Below are 16,196 nucleotides of genomic sequence, written 5' to 3'. Positions count from 1 at the left end.
CACAAGAGCCTAGCCGAGCACCTGCTCCGCTTCCGTGACCGCGCAGAGAACATGATAGAACGACGACGCAGGAATGGTGTCGATCAGCGATTTGCCGTCGCGATCGAACTGGTCGTACCAGCCGCCCTTGACGGGATGGCTGAGATAATGCCGTTCGAGCCGCACCAGCGCCGCGCGCGCCTCGTCCGCCGCACCCGCCTCGCCGGACTCGGCTTGCGCGATCCACGCCTTCGCGATCTCGGTCTGCGGCCACAGCCGGCGCGTGCTGCGGCGGATGTTGCCGACGTCGTCCCCTTCGTCGATCAGGCAGCCCGTGGCCTCGTCGCGGTAGCGCAGCGCAGTCGCCAGCAGCTCCGCACGCCGCTGTCCGGTCGGGCAGCCCGTGATGCGCTCGAAACCCTTCAGCAGCCAGACCCATTCTGCCTGGTGGCCCGGCTCGACGCTGACCGGCTCGATCTTGGACCAATCCTCCTCGAAATATTCCGTCAGAATGCGCTTCTGCTTGTCGTAGAGATTGGCCAGGAACAGTGCGAAGAATTCTCCGGCACGGTTCTGGAACGAAAGATCGTGGGTCGCCTCGAAGCACGCGATCAGCGCCTCGAACAGATGCATGTGCGGGTTCTGCCGGCGCGGCAGCGAGACTGGAAGGCCTTCGTGAACGCCACCATGCGGCGAGCGCAGGTGGCCGTCGAGGAAGGCGAGCAGCGCATCGATCTCGGCGCGGACCTGCGCATCCTGGTCGAGCGCGTAGACGCTGGCGAGCGCAAACAAGATGAAGGCGTGGTCATAGGCATCGCGCCGGGCATCCAGCACCGATCCTTCCGGCGTCAGCCGGTGCACATAGCCGGGGCGGCCATCGGGCGCTTTCGCTCTGGCCAGCAGATGCTCCAACCCCTTCAGCGCGATGGTGCGTCCCTCAGGGTACCAGCCCATTTGTGCCGCCTTGGCGTAGCACCAGATCTGGCGGGCCTGCACGAACACGCGCCGGGGCGCGGCCGCATCCGCCGCGCCGTCGCGGTGCAGCCTGTCGATGAAGCCGCCCGCGGCATGATCCCAGCCGACCGTCGACCACAGCGGCAGCGCCTCGTCGATCATACGGCGCTTCAGTCGCGCGACGACGTTCGACACCTCGTCCGCCGCAATGATTCCATCGTCCGCCATCGGGTCCCTTTCAAGCCTCGCCAATGGCGGTCTGATAGCCATGCCGGTGGCGGTGCGCAACGGATGCCAACACGGAAAGAACAGCCATGACCGCCCATTACGACGCGCGCGAGACGCGTGAGCAAGCCGCGCGCGAGGCCGACCTGTTCTCCCGCCTACCGGAGGTGCTGCGAGCCGCGACGGTCGCCCCGGCCTATGCCGAGCGGCTCAAAGGTTTCGATCCCGCCGCAGTGACCTCCAGGGCGGCTCTGGCGGGCCTGCCGGTGTTGCGCAAGTCGGAACTGCCCGCCCTGCACAAGGCCTCTGCGCCCTTCGGCGGCTTTGTGGCAGGGGCCCCCGGCTCGTTCGCCCGCCTCTTCACCTCCCCCGGACCGATCTTCGAGCCGGAAGGGCGGCAGGCCGACCCCTGGCGCGGCGCACGGGCCCTGTTCGCGGCCGGGTTCCGCTCCGACGACATCGTCCTCAATACCTTCAGCTACCATCTCACCCCCGGGGGTTTCATCTTCGATGCGTCGGCGCGCGCGCTCGGCTGCGCGGTGATCCCGGCTGGCCCCGGCAACACAGAACAGCAATTCGAGCTGATCGAGGCCTACCGGCCGGTCGGCTATAGCGGCACGCCGGACTTCCTGAAGATCCTGCTCGATGCCGCGGCGAGCGCGGGTCGCGACGTCTCGTCGATCAGGCGGGCGCTGGTCTCGGGCGCGGCCTTCCCGCCCTCGCTCCAGGCCGAGATCAAGGCGCGCGGCATCGACGCCTACCAGGCCTTCGGCACCGCCGATCTCGGCCTCATCGCGTTCGAGACCGAGGCGCGCGAAGGCATGGTCGTGAACGAGGACCTGATCCTGGAGATCGTCACGCCCGGCACCGGGGATCCGGTGGCGCCCGGCGACGTCGGCGAGATCGTCGTGACTTCGCTCGACCCGCACCATCCCTGGATCCGGCTCGCGCTCGGCGACCTCACCGCGGCCTTGCCCGGCACGAGCCCATGCGGGCGTACCAATATGCGGATCAAGGGCTGGATGGGCCGCGCCGACCAGACCACCAAGATCAAGGGCATGTTCGTCCGGCCCGAGCAGGTCGCCGAGATCGGCAAGCGCCACTCTGCGCTCGGAAGACTACGTCTCGTCGTCACGCGCCAAGGCGAGACCGACGCAATGACGTTGAGAGCGGAAACGGCGGCCGCGAGCGAGGCGCTACGCGAAGAGATCGCCGGCACTTTGCGCGCCGTGACAAAACTCGGCGGCACCGTCGAGCTGGTCAGCCCCGGCGCGCTGCCGAACGACGGCAAGGTGATCGCAGACGAGCGCTAGCCTCAGCTCGATTTCGACAGCCGGTAATTGCCGAGATAGAGCACATCCAGGCCCGAGCAGAAATACGTATGCAGCGCCTCCAGCGGTGCGTTCACCGTCGGCTGCTCGTTGATGTTGAGGCTGGTATTGATCAGCACCGGCAGCGAGGTCGCCTTCGCGAACTCGCCGATAAGGCGGCTATAAAGCCGATTGCTGTTCGCATGGACGCTCTGGATGCGCGCGGTGTTGTCCACATGAACCACCGCAGGCATGGTCTCGGCGACCTTCCCGTTGACCGGGAACGTCACCACCATGAACGGCGCGTCGAACGTGTCCTCGAAATACTCGGCCTGTCGCTCATACAGCACTGACGGACAGAACGGACGGAACTCCTCGCGATATTTGATGGTGAGATTGATGCGATCCTTCATGCCCGCATGGCGCGGATCGGCCAGGATCGAGCGATTGCCGAGCGCTCGCGGGCCGTACTCCATCCGCCCCTGGAACCAGCCCACCGTCTTCTGCTCCGTCAGGTCGGTGACGCAGCGCGACACGGGATCGTCGAGCAGCTCGAACCGCGCACCGATCTTGTCCAGCGTCTCCCGGATCGTGTCGTTGGAATATTCCGGTCCCCAGTAAGCGTGGGTCAACGGTGCGATCGCATGGCCCGCCTCGGCGCACTTCATCATCGCTGTTCCAAGCGCCACGCCGGCATCGTGCGGCACCGGAGGAACGTAGAGACGCTTCACGGATGGCTCCGCCGCGATCTCCATGTTCATCTTGCAGTTCAGTCCGACGCCGCCGGCTATGCAGACGTCGCCGCATCCGGTCTCGGCAATCGCGGAGCGGATCACCTCGGTGGTGACGATCTCGAGCTGCTTCTGGCCGCTCGCGGCGATGTTGGTCAGGCGCTGGTCGAGCGGTTGGCCGCGCAGCCGCCGCGGACCCAAAATCTCCTCCATCTTCTCGGTGAAGATGCGTTCCTGCCGCGTCGAGAAATCGCTGGTGAAGATGTCAGCGTCGCGCCGGCGCTTGTCGAGCTCCGGATCGAGCTCGTAGTTGATGCCGGCAGGACGCAAGAGCTTCGCGAACTTGTCGAGATAGTCCGGACTGCCATAGGACGAGAGGCCCATGACCTTGTACTCGTCATTGGTCATCTGATAGCCGAGATACTGCGTCAGCATCCCGTAGTAGAGACCAAGACTGTTGTGGCGGCCAAACCGCGTCAGCACGCGGAAGTCATTGCCGCGCGCGTGGGCGACGAGGCCGGAGCTGGAATCGCCCGAGAAATCGAAGCACGCCACGGTCGCCTCGGAAAAACCGGATCCGTAGAACGAGCTCGCGGCATGACAGAGATGATGGTCGTAAAGCTCGATCTTCGGGCTGTGGCCAAACTGATATTTGAAATATTCGGTGAGGCGCTGCGCATAATTCGTGTAGGTCTTCAGCGGCGAGCAGATCCAGTCGACCTCGCGCATGGTGATGCCGGCCTGCTTCAGGCAGAATCCGATCGCGCCACGCGGCAGCTCGCCGCGCGCATGTTTCGCCAGCGTGAAGCGCTCCTCCTCCGCGGCTGCTATCAGCTCGCCGTCGCGCAGCAGCACCGCCGCACCATCGTGATGCCCGTGCTTGATCCCTGAGCTGATTCCGATCACATACATGTCGCGTAGACCCCTTGCGGAGCCTTCTATAGAAACCGCTGCCAATGTAAATCGGCCACGGGCCGACCGGAGTGCTTGACGGCAGCCATATTGGCGCGACGCCCCCGGCGCAGGAACCTTGCATCGTCCCTGCGGCTCCCGTATTACCAACCCCTGCTACGATATGGCCTGGAATTGGCCCTTCCTGGACACCCAAAACGTGCTTGAACGAACCCTCGTCACCATCGCCGAGACCGAGACCATTGAGGAAGCCTTCCGGCGCCTGAATGCGAACATGCTCGGCATCCTGTTCGCGCAGGACGCGAGCGGACGAATCGTCGGCGCCGTGACGGACGGTGACATCCGCAGGCGCATGCTGACCGGCATCACGATCCAGGACCGGGTTGCGTCCTGCATCAATCGCAACTTCGTCTGGGCGCCGACCGGCGGACCGCGCGAGCAGATCCTCAAGCTGCTCGACCAGCGTGTGCACGTGGTGCCGATCCTCGATGGCGAGGGGCGGCTGGTCGACGTATTTAGCCGCGAGCTGTTCAACCTGTCGGAAGAGAGCGAGGTGTTCGCGCGCGCCCGTTCGCCGGTGCGGATCAGCTTCTCCGGCGGCGGCACCGACCTGACCCATTACTTCGTTGCGAATGACGGAGGCGCGGTCATCAGCGCCACGATCAAGATGTACGCTCACGCGACGCTGCGGCGCCGTAGCGATCCCAGCATCCGGATCTACTCGCACGACTTCCGCCGCACGGTCGAGGCCGACAATCTCGCAGAACTCGGAACGGGCGGAGATCTCGCACTGATCAAGTCGGTCGTGCGCCTGATCAAGCCGACTTACGGGTTCGAGCTCGAGGTGTCCGCCGACTTCCCGGTCGGCTCCGGCCTCGGCGGCTCCGCGGTGGTCTCGTCCGCGATCATCGGCTGCTTCAACGAATTCCGCGGGGATCAGTGGGACCGCCACGAGATCGCGGAGATGGCCTTCCAGGCCGAGCGGCTGATGCTCAACATCCCCGGGGGCTGGCAGGATCAGTACGCCACCGTGTTCGGCGGCTTCAATCACATGGAGTTCTTCTCCGACCAGAACACCATCGTGCCGCTTCGCCTCGATCCCAACATCATCGCCGAGCTCGAGGAGAGCCTGGTGCTCTGCTACACCGGCTCCGGCCGCGATTCCGGCGCCATTCACCGCGACCAGAAGGCTCAGCACGAGACCAGCGACGCCGTCGCCGCGGCTGCCAAGCAGAAGGAAGTGACGCGCGACATAAGGCGACATCTGCTGCGCGGCCAGCTCCTGGAATGCGGCCGGCTGATCGACGAAGCTTGGCACGCCAAACGGAAACTGAGCTCGAAGATCTCGTCAGACGCGATCGACGCGATCTACGATTTTGCCAAACAGCATGGCGCGGTCGGCGGCAAGCTGCTCGGCGCTGGCGGCGGCGGTTACTTCATGTTCTTCGTACGCCCGTTCGAGCGCTACCAGCTCATCGCGGCGCTGGAGCAGCAGGGACATAGCTGTTCGCGCATCATGTTCGAGGAGAACGGGCTGCGGACGTGGAAGTCGCGCGTTCCCGCGCAGCTCGCCTGACGCATATGAGACGAGAATGTTGATGACATCGCCCAAACAGCCTGCTCCGGTCCGCATCGGCAACCGTCTTCTGGGCGATGGCGAACCTTGCTACGTCATCGCCGAAATCGGCAACAACCATAATGGCGATTTCGACCGCGCCATTGCGCTGGTCGATGCCGCGGTCGCGGCCGGGGCCGATTGCGCCAAATTCCAGATGCGCAAGCTCGACGAGGTCTATCGCGCCTCGAGCCTGTCCGGGAAGGACGACGACCTCGCCGTCGAATATACGCTCGATCTCCTGCGCCGCTTCGAGCTGCCGACCGCAGAGCAGAAGAAGATCGCCGAGTACTGCGCAGCGAAGGGTATCCAGTACCTCTGCACGCCCTGGGACGCCAAGAGCGTCGCCGTGCTCGAAGGCTTCGGTGTGCAGGCCTACAAGGTCGCCTCGGCCGACCTCACCAACCTGCCGCTGCTCGCTTGCCTCGCCGCCACCGGCAAGACGCTGATCGTCTCGACCGGCATGAGCACGACGGACGAGATCAAGGCCGCGGCGAAATTCCTCGACGACCGCAATGCCAGCTACGTGCTCCTGCATTGCCAGAGCACCTACCCGGCAGCGCTCCACAACATCCATCTGCGTTTCATGGAGACGCTGCGCGAGATTCACCCGGTCGTCGGCTATTCGGGCCACGAGCGCGGCATTGCCGTTTCGACGGCCGCCGTCGCGCTCGGTGCCCTCGTCATCGAACGCCACATCACGCTCGACCGCGAGATGGAAGGTCCGGACCATGCCGCAAGTCTCGAACCGGAGGAATTCAAGGCACTCGTCTCGGGCATCCGCGAGGTCGAGGCGGCGCGCGGCGAGAAGCTCGCGGAACGCGCGCTGAGCCAGGGTGAACTAATCAATCGCGAAAACCTCGCCAAGAGTCTGGTGGCCGCGCGCGACCTGCCGGCCGGCACCGTGATCTCCGAAAGCGACATCGCCGTGAAGAGCCCGGGACAGGGTCTGTCGCCGCTGAAGATGCCGGCGCTGCTCGGCCGCAAGCTGACGCGGACGATGGCGGCCGACGACTATTTCTTCCAAAGCGACCTCGACGAAGGCGCCGCAAAGGCACGGCGCTACCGCTTCGATCGCCCCTGGGGCGTGCCGGTGCGCTATCACGATACCGAGCGGTTTCTGGAGATCTGCGAGCCCGACATCATCGAATTCCATCTCAGCTACAGCGACATGGAGCGCGATCCGGCGGCGTATCTGTCCGGCACCTATGATCTCGGCTTCGTCGTGCATGCGCCGGAGCTGTTCGCCGGTTCGAAGCTGATGGACCTCGCAACGCCCGACGAGGCGCTGCGGCGCTACTCGCTCGAACAGACGCAGGCGGTGATCGACATCACCCGCGGCCTGAAGAAGTTCTTTCCCAAGACCAAGCGCCCGCCCATCGTCGCCAATATCGGCGGCTTCACCATGGACGAGCCGCTGCCGCCGGAGGAGAAGGCCGAGCGCTACCGCATCTTTGCGCAGAGCTTGACCGAGCTCGACATGGACGGCGTCGAGCTGACGCCGCAGACCATGGCGCCGTTCCCTTGGCATTTCGGCGGCCAGCGCCACCAGAACATCTTCATCTTCCCGGAGGAATCGGCGGCGTTCTGCGCCAAGCATGGTCTGCGCATGTGCGTCGATATCTCCCACACCAAGCTCGCGGCCAATCATTTTGGCTTCGACTTCGCTCAAGGCCTTGCCCAGCTCGGGCCGCACACCGCGCATCTGCATTTCGGCGACGCCAAGGGGCTCGACGGCGAAGGTCTTCAGATCGGCGAAGGCGAGATCGATTTCGACGAGATCGGACAGGTGCTGCGCAAGCATGCGCCGACGGCGTCGTTCATTCCCGAAATATGGCAGGGCCACAAGAACATGGGCGAAGGCTTCTGGACCGCGCTCGAGCGCCTCGAGGGACACATCTGATGGCGCGCAAGACGCTGGCCGTGATCGCCGCGCGCGGCGGCTCCAAGGGCATCCCGCACAAGAACCTGCTCGATCTCTGCGGCAAGCCGCTGATCGCCTGGACGGTCGAGCAGGCCCGCGCCGCACGCGGCGTCGACGTGGTGGCGGTCTCGTCGGACAGCGACAACATCCTTGCCGCGGCCGAGGCCGCCGGAGCCGTCGGCGTGCGGCGTCCGGACGACATTTCGGGTGACCTTGCCTCCTCCGAATCCGCCTGGCTGCATGCCCTTGATGCGACCGAGGCGCGGATGGGCCGGTTCGAGCGCATCGTCGCGCTTCAGGCCACATCGCCGATCCGCGAGCCCGGCGACATCGAGAGCGCGCTTGCGACCTTCGATCGCGACCATCTCGACAGCCTGCTCTCGGTCTGCGAGGTCGAGGATTACTTCAACTGGCGGATCGGCGCGAACGGCCCGGAGCCGATCAACTATGACTATCGCAACCGCCGCATGCGGCAGCAGATCGAGAAGCGCTACCTCGAAAACGGCTCGTTCTACGTCCTGATCCCATCCCTCCTGCGCGAGCAGAACAATCGTCTCGGCGGCAAGATCGGCTTCCACGTCATGGAGCGCCACAAGATGTTCCAGATCGACCGTCCCGAGGACGTCAAGCTTTGCGCCGCCATCATGCGCAGTTACGGCTATGCCTGATCTCAGCGCCTTCTCTCTCGCAGGCAAGATCGCGGTGGTCACCGGCGCCTCGCGCGGCATTGGCGCGGCGATTGCGAGCGGCCTGCAGGACGCGGGAGCCGCTGTGTTCGGCCTCAGCCGGTCCGGAACCGCGCCGCAGGGCGTCACCGCCATTGCCTGCGACCTCTCCGACGACGGCGCGATCGAAGGCGCATTCCGCACCATCGCGGCAAAAGGCGGTCGTATCGACGCACTCGTGAATGCCGCCGGCATCAGTCTTCCCGCTCAAAGCAGCGAAAGCGAACTCGCACGCTTCCGCGCCACGGTCGCAACCGACCTTACCGGCGTCTACGCCACCATCATCGCCGCCCATCCACTCCTGAAGAACGCGGGCTCGGCGGCAATCGTCAACGTCACCAGCATCAATTCGGTCCGCGGCTTTGCCCGGCAATCCCGGTTACGTGGCGGCGAAGGCGGGTCTTGCCGGGCTGACGCGCGCACTCGCCGCCGACTATGCGAGCGACCGCATCCGCGTGAACGCGCTGGCACCCGGTTATGTCGCGACCGAGATGACCGCGAAAAGTTTTGCCGATCCTGCCATGCACGAAGACAGGCGGCGTCACACTATGCTCGGCCGCTGGGGCCAACCCGCAGACATGGTCGGCGCCGCCATCTTCCTGGCGTCGGACGCCTCGGCCTATGTGACCGGCCAGGAAATCTTCGTCGATGGCGGCTGGATCGCCAAGGGCCTCGCCATAAGTTCGGACAGCACATCGTGACCGCGACACCAGAACGCATCGGCTTCATGCAGGGACGCCTGTCGGCTCTGGTCGACGGCAAGATCCAGGCGTTCCCGTGGAATGAATGGCGCGAGGAGTTTCCCCGCGCCAAGGCGCTCGGCCTGACACGGATGGAATGGACCATCGATCAGGAACGGCTGCGGGAAAATCCGCTCATGACCGAAGCCGGCCAGGCGGAGATCATCGCCCTGGCGCGCGAGAACGGGTTGCGCATCCCGAGCCTGACCGGCGACTGCTTCATGCAGGCGCCGTTCTGGAAGGTCGATGCCGTCGTGCGTGACGCTCTCGTCAACGATCTCGATCTCCTGATTGCCGCCTGCAGCCGGATCGGCATCGAGTTCATCGTGATCCCGCTGGTCGACAACGGCAAGATCGAGCGCGAGAGCGAGAGCGACACGCTCAAGCGGGTGCTGATCGCCCGTCGCGAACAGCTTGTTAGACAGAACGTCAAGATCATCTTCGAATCCGATCTGCCGCCGCGCGATCTCGCCCGCTTCATGGAGGCGTTTCCGGCAGACGTCTTCGGCATCAACTATGACAGCGGCAACAGCGCCTCGCTCGGCTACGACAGCGGCGCGGAGATCGACGCTTACGCGCCGCGCATTCTCAATGTGCATGTGAAGGACCGCGTACGCGGCGGCACCACCGTGCCGCTCGGCACCGGCAACGCCGATCTCGCCAAGACGATCCGGCTGATCGAGCGCTCCGGCTACAGGGGACAGTACATCCTGCAAACCGCGCGCGCCGCCGATGGCGACCATGCCGGCGCGCTCGCCCGGTATCGCGACATGACGGTCGGCTGGATCGAGGACGCGGCGCGATGAAGCTCGAGCTGGAAGGCCGCGTCGCTCTCGTCACCGGCGCCACCCGCGGCATCGGCCTTGCCATTGCCGCTGCACTTGCCGCGGAGGGAGCGAGAGTCGCGCTGGCTGCACGCGGCTCGGATGCGCTGAACGCGGCGCGTGCGACCGTCGGCGGACAGAGCTCGATCCATATCGCCGATGTCACCGATCCGGCCGCCGCCGCGGCACTGATCCAGGACGTCGAGCAGCAGTGGGGGCGCCTCGACATTCTCGTCTGCAACGTCGGCAGCGGCGCCTCCGTCCCGCCGGGCAAGGAAACCTCGGCGGAATGGTCGCGGGTGATGGACCTCAACCTCTTCGCCACGACCAACATGATCGAGGCCGCACGGCCGCTGATGGCGCGCGGCGGCGGCGACCGGTCCATCGTCTGCATCTCCTCGATTGCAGGCATGGCGGCGCTGGGCGCGCCCGTCACCTACTATGCCGCAAAGGCGGCGCTGAACGCGACCGTGCGCGGACTGGCGCGACCGCTGGCGCTCGACGGTATCCGCATCAATGCGGTCGCGCCTGGCAATATCCTCGCCGCCGGCGGCACCTGGGCGCGCAAGCTCGCCGAGAACAGGGCGGCGGTCGAAGACATGCTTGCGCGGGAGGTGGCGCTGCGCCGGCTCGGCAAGCCCGAAGAGATCGCCGACCTCGTCGCATTCCTTGCCTCGCCCCGCGCCGCCTTCATCACCGGCAGCGTCATGGTCGCCGACGGCGGCCAATTGCGCAGCTGAACAGGAGCTCCCGATGGCAAGCCCGTCCTCCCGCTATGATCTGACCGGCCGCACCGCTCTCGTGACCGGTGCAGGCGGCCTGCTCGGGCGGCAGCATGTCGCCGCGCTCTCCGAAGCGGGCGCGCGCGTCGTCGTCACTGACGTCGGACTTGCGCAGGCCGAAGCCGCCGTTGCCGCCCTCAAGCAGAACGCGCCGTGCGCCGATCTGATCGCGCTTGCAATCGACGTCACCACGCTTGATTCGGTGCGCGCTGCACACGAGCAACTTTCCGGCCGCAGCGTCTCCGTCGACATCCTCGTCAACAACGCGGCGATCGACCCGAAGGTGACCTCCGCACCCGGCGTGATGCATTCCTCCCGCTTCGAGGCCTTTCCGGTGCCACAATGGCAGACCGAGATCGCCGTGGGCCTGACCGGCGCGATGCTGTGCGCGCAGGTGTTCGGCGGCGCGATGGCATCGCGTGGCCGCGGTGTGATCCTCAACATCGCCTCCGATCTCGGCGTGATCGCGCCGGACCAGCGGCTCTACCGCCAGGCGCAGGTGACGCGCGAGGAGGAACAGCCGGTGAAGCCGGTGACCTACTCCGTGATCAAGCACGGCTTGATCGGGCTGACGAAATATCTGGCGACGTACTGGGCCGATCACGGCGTCCGCGTCAACGCGATCTCGCCGGGCGGCGTCTTCAACAACCAGGATCCCGCCTTCGTCGAACGACTGACGCGCCTGATCCCGATGGGCCGCATGGCCGATGTCGACGAGTATCGCGCCGCGGTGCAATTCCTTTGCTCGGATGCCTCGAGCTACATGACAGGACAGAACCTGGTCATGGATGGCGGACGGAGTGTGTGGTAGCGGCACCAGCACCACGCGACCGGTCTCCAGTTCGAGGCTGATACCAAGCCGGTTTCTGGGAGTTGCTCATTGGCCTCAAAGCGCTCATTCCGAGAGAAACGTCTGCAGGGCGAGGACTGCGAGCAATCTCTGGATGGTCAGGGACGTTGCTGAACCGAGCCCCACAATTGCCGAACGAAAGCGCATCAATCTGAACGCCTCACCATTTGGCAACGCGCGCTCCGACGCCGATCTCAGCCGCTGCCGGCTTGCGCCTCGTCCCTTCCTTCCAGCAATTTTCCGAGTCCTTCGCTAGCCACGAAAGCGAGCCCCGCCAGCGCGGGTACGATCAGTCGCGTCTCGGAAAAATCGGCGATCAGGAAGACAAGCCCCACATGAACCAAGCAAGCCGAACCGACCACGGCGATCGTCCGGGTCAACGCAAACGTCCTCACAATAACGATTGCAAGCACGGGGCTGGCGATGGCCACGACAAGCTTCATTGTCTGAAGATTGGCGACCAGCTTGCTGAAGTCACCCTTCGTAACCAGGAACGACCCGTAATCGGTTGCGGGTTGCATCCAGATAAGCAACTTCGGCACAGCCAGCGAAATGCCGATCAGCGCGGCAAACATGCCCCACTCCTTCGCACTGGGCCAGCGTCGCTCGAACGCCGCTAGGCCCAACAGCGCGAAGGCAGGCGCGAACACGATGTCGGCGCGTGCAAAACTGATGATCAACCCCGAGATGATGGCGGCCGGATAGCGCCGGGACACGATCAAAAAGAGCTGCCAAAACAATCCGCCCGCGAGGAACACCGGGCCCATGCGTCCCGGATAGATCGCTGCCTGCGTGTAGAAGGCGAACAGGAAAAGACAAAGCCACGCCGAGGTGCGCGACAGCAGGAGAGTTGCGAGCGCAAATACCGCCAGAAACGACAGCGAATCGAACATGTAGTTGATGGCTATATGCGTCCGGTAGGTCGATCCCCTGAGATGATCATCGCCAAGGACCTGAACGTAGACCTCCACGATCTTCGAGATCAGCGGTCGCATTACGCCCTCGACGAGATTCATGTGGGCGAACTCGCGCTCGTGATCGAGGCTATACTGCATCTGATCGCGCAGCAGATTCGCCTCATGCCCAGTGATCGACGCCGCGAGGCAGCAGCTCACGAGCAGACCAAGGACGACCGGATTGAGGAAGCTTCGCCGGATGTGAAAGAGAATCGCGAGCGGAGCGAGCGCAACGATGACGAAAATCGCAATTCCGACGTAGCGCCACGCACCGGGCAGGTACCTGTCAGAAAGCTCGAGGCGCCACCAAATGACCACAAGGATGTTGGTGACGATCCAAAACCCCAGCACGAGCCGAAGCGGCGGCGTCGACATATCGTCGTCGAACTTGATGAAACGGCTCAGCAGATCGGGCGGCGACGTCTGAGATTGGCGCTGAGACAACTGATGTGCCCGATCTAGTGCTGGAGGATGCCGGCGAGATTCATGTGCGCCGGACGCGAGTGTTCGATGCCCAGCAGCGTCCGTCGGTTATCGTTTGTTCGCTGCAAATGCAGGCTCGCGAGCGTGATCCCGGTGCAGGTAGTGACCGTTGTCCCGCGTCCGTCGAACGGCTTGAGGAAATCGAACACGCGGCTGCCGAACATGTCGACGACCGACATCTCGCGCGCACCAAGCGGCGGTATCTCACCGAAATCGCCCTCGATCTGCTCGCCGTCCCCGCGGATCAGCTTTGACGTCGGCCGCGCCGCATGAGCGTATTCGGGGTCGGACGAGTGATTGATCAGCAACAGGCTGCTGACGATGTCGGCGGTCGCAATGATCTTCGGATTGATCCCGGTGAACCCGACATGCGCCTTCAGCCTGCCCTCGTTCAAAGGCCGGGCAAACGCGCCGGTGCGATAGATCGCGACGTTGTCCTGATCGATGTAGGTCATCGAATAGCTGGCAGGCGAAGAACGGAAGCCATCCATGCGCCCACGCGACATCACCGCGATGACCAGATAATCGTCCTGGGGCAGCTTGAGCGAGGCGAAAAGACGGGACAGTTCGATCTCGACGGAGGCGCCCGGCGCATAGTTTTCCGGAAACTCATAGGTCGCCCGGTACTCGCCGTCGCGCGACAGGATGAGTAGCTTGAATCTGAGCTTCTTGCTGAAGCCGGAAGCGACCAGGCTGGCGAGCTCGGGAACGAGATCCTTGACCGTTTCGCGAAAATTCTTGCGCAGGCTGCCGGCGACGAGACTGCGGAGATACCTGATGTCGACCGGACGATACCAGGCAGGAATCGAGAAACCCATACGCGACTCGACGCCTGCAAACGTCGGAAACATGAATCTGGGCTCGTGGGGCTTCCAGGGACTGGATGGGAAACGAGTCACGGACGCGCCCTTTAAAAGTGATGCAAGCTGAACTTGCCGTTGGCAAACTCATAATAGCTGAACGGACTGGCGATATTGGTGCCTTTGAACTCCAGGGCAAAACCTTCAGCAGCGCCGATCAGCCTTTCAGCCTCGGGGAAAAGCTCCAGCGTGCTGATGCGGACGGCGCCCATCGGCGCGATTGTCGGAAGAGTGCGCTCGCCCAAGGCGGTGCCATCCAGGGCCATGAGCCGAGCCGTCCCAACCGAAACGCCTTCGGATGCCATGCAGGAGTTCACGAGCACCACGCCCGACTCCTTCAGAAATCGCGTGAGGTAGGACTGCATCCAGGCAGAGGTCGGAAACGGCGCCGCTGCGACGGGCTCGCGCTCGTGCGACAACGTTACCGCACCGTGCTGCGAGAAATACTGTGCGTAGTACCCGGTCGTCACCTTCCGTCCGGGACGAAGCTTGGTCTCCTGTTTCGGTATCAGCGCCATCGCCACCGTTCCCGAAATGCGCTGACACAGCTCCGAAGTCTGCAACTGCAACTGCCCGTTGGCGCTGAGCTCCCTGTGGAAATATCCGGCCGGCTTACCTGCTCCATCAAAGAACCAGGCATGAGCATCCACTTCCGGGTGATCCTTCATGAAAACCGAGAAGTAGTTGAATGCGCAGACTTCCGTCGTGACGGTGTCGTCGTTGCGCAGGTAGAGCACGGCGGGCGGATAGCCCCTCGCGACAGCCTCTCCAATCGGCAATTCACCGGACATTCGACAAGACTCGGCGGGGGAGCAAGGGATCGGCACGGACTAAACCGACTGGTGGCATTCTGCCAATCATACGCGATAGCCTCGCCGGCATGCTAAAATGTCGATCTCGATTTCGAGGCTTGTTTACTCTCAACCGAAAGGGGAATCAACCGGCTGCGCCGCCGCACGGAGCGATGCGGGATTAGCCCAATCGCACGAACATCGCGATCATGGTCGACGGCAATCTGTCTGTAGCCGCATGGTTCGTCGGAAAGATGATACGCGGCTCAGGTTCTGCTCCCTTTGTACGCTGTGGGTTCCTTTCTCGAGATCAACATCAGTTCGCGATTTCGATTTTGCGGCGCCGATCTCGCACCCGGGCTGACGGCGCCGGTCGGGATGACGTCCGGGATGCCTCGGGCCGATGGCTGTTTAGTCTTGGCGGCACGCGAAGGGTCGCCTGCCCCCTAGAATCCTTGCATTGCGGCTGCGGCTCCCGTATGACCGAAACCGGCTATGTGACCTGGTACCCGCCTGAAACAGGCCGGAACATCGGCCTTTCCTGGACCTACACCGTGCTTCAACGATCGTTCGTCAGCATCACTCCAATCACGGCCATTCCAGCGAGGAAATGCTGACGTGCGCTGGCAGACAAAGGCGCGAGCGTTCTCGGTGTTGTCGAACATCCCCTGGGGCGAAGACCTGCACTACACCCTGCAGCGCTACGTCACACGACGGCTGCCGCGCCCGGAAAAGCAGGTCAGGTCCATCTACACACTTGCGCAGCGGCTGCTGGGCGTCCACGAGAGATACAGCCTCCGTCCGTTACGGGATTCTATTTGCTTCGAGTTCGGCGCCGGGCGCGATCTGATCATCCCGCTTGCCTTCAGTGCACATGGAGCCCGGCGGTTCATCACCGTCGACATCGAGCGCCTAGCGAAGCTGGAGCTGATCCGCTCCAATGCAGCCGTGATTTCTCGACTGAGCGGGACCGACCACCCCGACTTGAATTCCCTGGAGGACCTCGAGCGTTACTGGCGAATCGACTACCGCGCACCGGCCGATGCCCGAACGACGGACCTGTCGGCCGGTTCAATCGACTGCGCGGTCTCGGTCGAAACGCTCGAGCACATTCCCAAGAGCGACATCGCGGCAATCTTGAAGGAGCTGCGACGCATCATGCGCCCTGACGGGCTGGTCCTCATGCAAATCGACTACGGCGACCACTTCAAGGGCTTCGATCCCTCGATCAGCTCATTCAATTTCCTGACTTACTCCGACGAGGATTGGGCGCCCTTCCAGTCTCGCTTCCAATACGTCAATCGTTTGCGCCATAGCGAATATCTGCAGCTGTTCAGCGAGGCTGGGTTTGAACTGCTCTGCGACCAACCAGACCGCCGGCCACCGGAGCAGCAGATCCTCGAACGATTGGCACCGCGCTTCAAGAGCTTCTCCCCGGAGGATCTGTTCACGCTCGGCTCTCTGATCGTTGGGCGCCCGGCCGACCGGTCAAATGAAATTTGAAGATCGCCAATTCTCGGCTGCTTCGCCGGCAC

The 16,196-nt window shown here is 63.9% G+C and carries 13 protein-coding genes; 8 read left to right on the top strand and 5 right to left on the bottom strand.

All coding sequences use genetic code 11. From position 1 onward, the window contains the following. Positions 1 to 9 precede the first annotated feature (9 nt). Complete coding sequence (locus ACVIIV_RS19080) at positions 10 to 1,161, bottom strand: AGE family epimerase/isomerase (RefSeq protein ID WP_456745538.1); 1,152 nt, start codon at positions 1,159 to 1,161, stop codon at positions 10 to 12. An 86-nt stretch (positions 1,162 to 1,247) separates the two neighbouring features. Between ACVIIV_RS19080 and ACVIIV_RS19075 the strand changes: the two genes are divergently transcribed. After that, the gene (locus ACVIIV_RS19075; protein WP_456745537.1) at positions 1,248 to 2,471 is read left to right on the top strand and encodes a phenylacetate--CoA ligase family protein; all 1,224 of its coding nucleotides are present in this window, start codon (positions 1,248 to 1,250) and stop codon (positions 2,469 to 2,471) included. A gap of 2 nt (positions 2,472 to 2,473) precedes the next feature. Here ACVIIV_RS19075 and ACVIIV_RS19070 read toward each other — a convergent pair whose 3' ends face one another. Next, a complete protein-coding gene (locus ACVIIV_RS19070) occupies positions 2,474 to 4,111 on the bottom strand; it encodes a carbamoyltransferase family protein (protein ID WP_456745536.1) in 1,638 nt (545 codons plus the stop codon). Positions 4,112 to 4,310: 199 nt separating this feature from the next. On the opposite strand from ACVIIV_RS19070, the gene ACVIIV_RS19065 reads away from it, so the two are divergent. From ACVIIV_RS19065 to ACVIIV_RS19040, 6 genes are read left to right on the top strand one after another with little or no spacing between them, the layout of a single operon-like run. After that, positions 4,311 to 5,687 carry a GHMP family kinase ATP-binding protein gene (locus ACVIIV_RS19065; RefSeq protein WP_456745535.1) on the top strand — a complete coding sequence of 459 codons (1,377 nt, stop codon included), beginning with the start codon at positions 4,311 to 4,313 and terminating at the stop codon, positions 5,685 to 5,687. A 22-nt stretch (positions 5,688 to 5,709) separates the two neighbouring features. Next, positions 5,710 to 7,629, top strand: coding sequence for an N-acetylneuraminate synthase family protein (locus ACVIIV_RS19060; protein ID WP_456745534.1), 1,920 nt, complete (start codon positions 5,710 to 5,712; stop codon positions 7,627 to 7,629). Continuing rightward, entirely contained in the window at positions 7,629 to 8,318 is a 690-nt protein-coding gene (locus ACVIIV_RS19055; protein WP_456745533.1) for an acylneuraminate cytidylyltransferase family protein, read from the top strand. Before ACVIIV_RS19060 ends, ACVIIV_RS19055 begins: the two co-directional genes overlap by 1 nt. Beyond that, positions 8,311 to 9,921 (top strand): SDR family NAD(P)-dependent oxidoreductase, encoded by a 1,611-nt coding sequence (locus tag ACVIIV_RS19050; RefSeq protein WP_456745532.1) that lies wholly within the window; start codon positions 8,311 to 8,313, stop codon positions 9,919 to 9,921. The genes ACVIIV_RS19055 and ACVIIV_RS19050 overlap by 8 nt, the downstream gene beginning before the upstream one ends. Then, a complete protein-coding gene (locus ACVIIV_RS19045) occupies positions 9,918 to 10,679 on the top strand; it encodes an SDR family NAD(P)-dependent oxidoreductase (RefSeq protein WP_456745531.1) in 762 nt (253 codons plus the stop codon). Before ACVIIV_RS19050 ends, ACVIIV_RS19045 begins: the two co-directional genes overlap by 4 nt. 13 nt (positions 10,680 to 10,692) lie before the next feature. After that, positions 10,693 to 11,532 (top strand): SDR family oxidoreductase, encoded by an 840-nt coding sequence (locus ACVIIV_RS19040; RefSeq protein ID WP_456745530.1) that lies wholly within the window; start codon positions 10,693 to 10,695, stop codon positions 11,530 to 11,532. Positions 11,533 to 11,765: 233 nt separating this feature from the next. Here the strand turns inward: ACVIIV_RS19040 and ACVIIV_RS19035 are convergent, their stop codons facing one another. Genes ACVIIV_RS19035 through ACVIIV_RS19025 form a run of 3 tightly spaced genes read right to left on the bottom strand, consistent with a single transcriptional unit; the run spans position 11,766 to position 14,661 of the window. Continuing rightward, a complete protein-coding gene (locus ACVIIV_RS19035) occupies positions 11,766 to 12,971 on the bottom strand; it encodes a hypothetical protein (RefSeq protein WP_456745529.1) in 1,206 nt (401 codons plus the stop codon). 14 nt (positions 12,972 to 12,985) lie between these two features. Continuing rightward, on the bottom strand, positions 12,986 to 13,861 hold the full coding sequence (locus tag ACVIIV_RS19030) for a hypothetical protein (RefSeq protein ID WP_456745528.1): 876 nt from the start codon (positions 13,859 to 13,861) through the stop codon (positions 12,986 to 12,988). A gap of 59 nt (positions 13,862 to 13,920) precedes the next feature. After that, the gene (locus tag ACVIIV_RS19025) at positions 13,921 to 14,661 is read right to left on the bottom strand and encodes a hypothetical protein (protein ID WP_456745527.1); all 741 of its coding nucleotides are present in this window, start codon (positions 14,659 to 14,661) and stop codon (positions 13,921 to 13,923) included. Positions 14,662 to 15,279: 618 nt separating this feature from the next. Here ACVIIV_RS19025 and ACVIIV_RS19020 point away from each other — a divergent pair. Next, complete coding sequence (locus ACVIIV_RS19020) at positions 15,280 to 16,164, top strand: class I SAM-dependent methyltransferase (protein ID WP_456745526.1); 885 nt, start codon at positions 15,280 to 15,282, stop codon at positions 16,162 to 16,164. Positions 16,165 to 16,196 lie beyond the last annotated feature (32 nt).

The sequence above is a fragment of the Bradyrhizobium sp. USDA 4354 genome (assembly GCF_054060315.1).
The sequence above is the reverse complement of the archived record's forward strand: the minus strand, read 5'-3'. Positions and strand labels throughout refer to the sequence as shown.

Excerpts from the sequence above, each read along its gene's own strand:
- ACVIIV_RS19070 (WP_456745536.1), bottom strand. The coding sequence starts at position 4,111 with ATGTATGTGATCGGAATCAGCTCAGGGATCAAGCACGGGCATCACGAT.
- ACVIIV_RS19030 (WP_456745528.1), bottom strand. The coding sequence starts at position 13,861 with ATGTTTCCGACGTTTGCAGGCGTCGAGTCGCGTATGGGTTTCTCGATT.
- ACVIIV_RS19050 (WP_456745532.1), top strand. The coding sequence starts at position 8,311 with ATGCCTGATCTCAGCGCCTTCTCTCTCGCAGGCAAGATCGCGGTGGTC.
- ACVIIV_RS19040 (WP_456745530.1), top strand. The coding sequence starts at position 10,693 with ATGGCAAGCCCGTCCTCCCGCTATGATCTGACCGGCCGCACCGCTCTC.
- ACVIIV_RS19055 (WP_456745533.1), top strand. The coding sequence starts at position 7,629 with ATGGCGCGCAAGACGCTGGCCGTGATCGCCGCGCGCGGCGGCTCCAAG.
- ACVIIV_RS19080 (WP_456745538.1), bottom strand. The coding sequence starts at position 1,161 with ATGGCGGACGATGGAATCATTGCGGCGGACGAGGTGTCGAACGTCGTC.
- ACVIIV_RS19045 (WP_456745531.1), top strand. The coding sequence starts at position 9,918 with ATGAAGCTCGAGCTGGAAGGCCGCGTCGCTCTCGTCACCGGCGCCACC.
- ACVIIV_RS19075 (WP_456745537.1), top strand. The coding sequence starts at position 1,248 with ATGACCGCCCATTACGACGCGCGCGAGACGCGTGAGCAAGCCGCGCGC.
- ACVIIV_RS19025 (WP_456745527.1), bottom strand. The coding sequence starts at position 14,661 with ATGTCCGGTGAATTGCCGATTGGAGAGGCTGTCGCGAGGGGCTATCCG.
- ACVIIV_RS19060 (WP_456745534.1), top strand. The coding sequence starts at position 5,710 with ATGACATCGCCCAAACAGCCTGCTCCGGTCCGCATCGGCAACCGTCTT.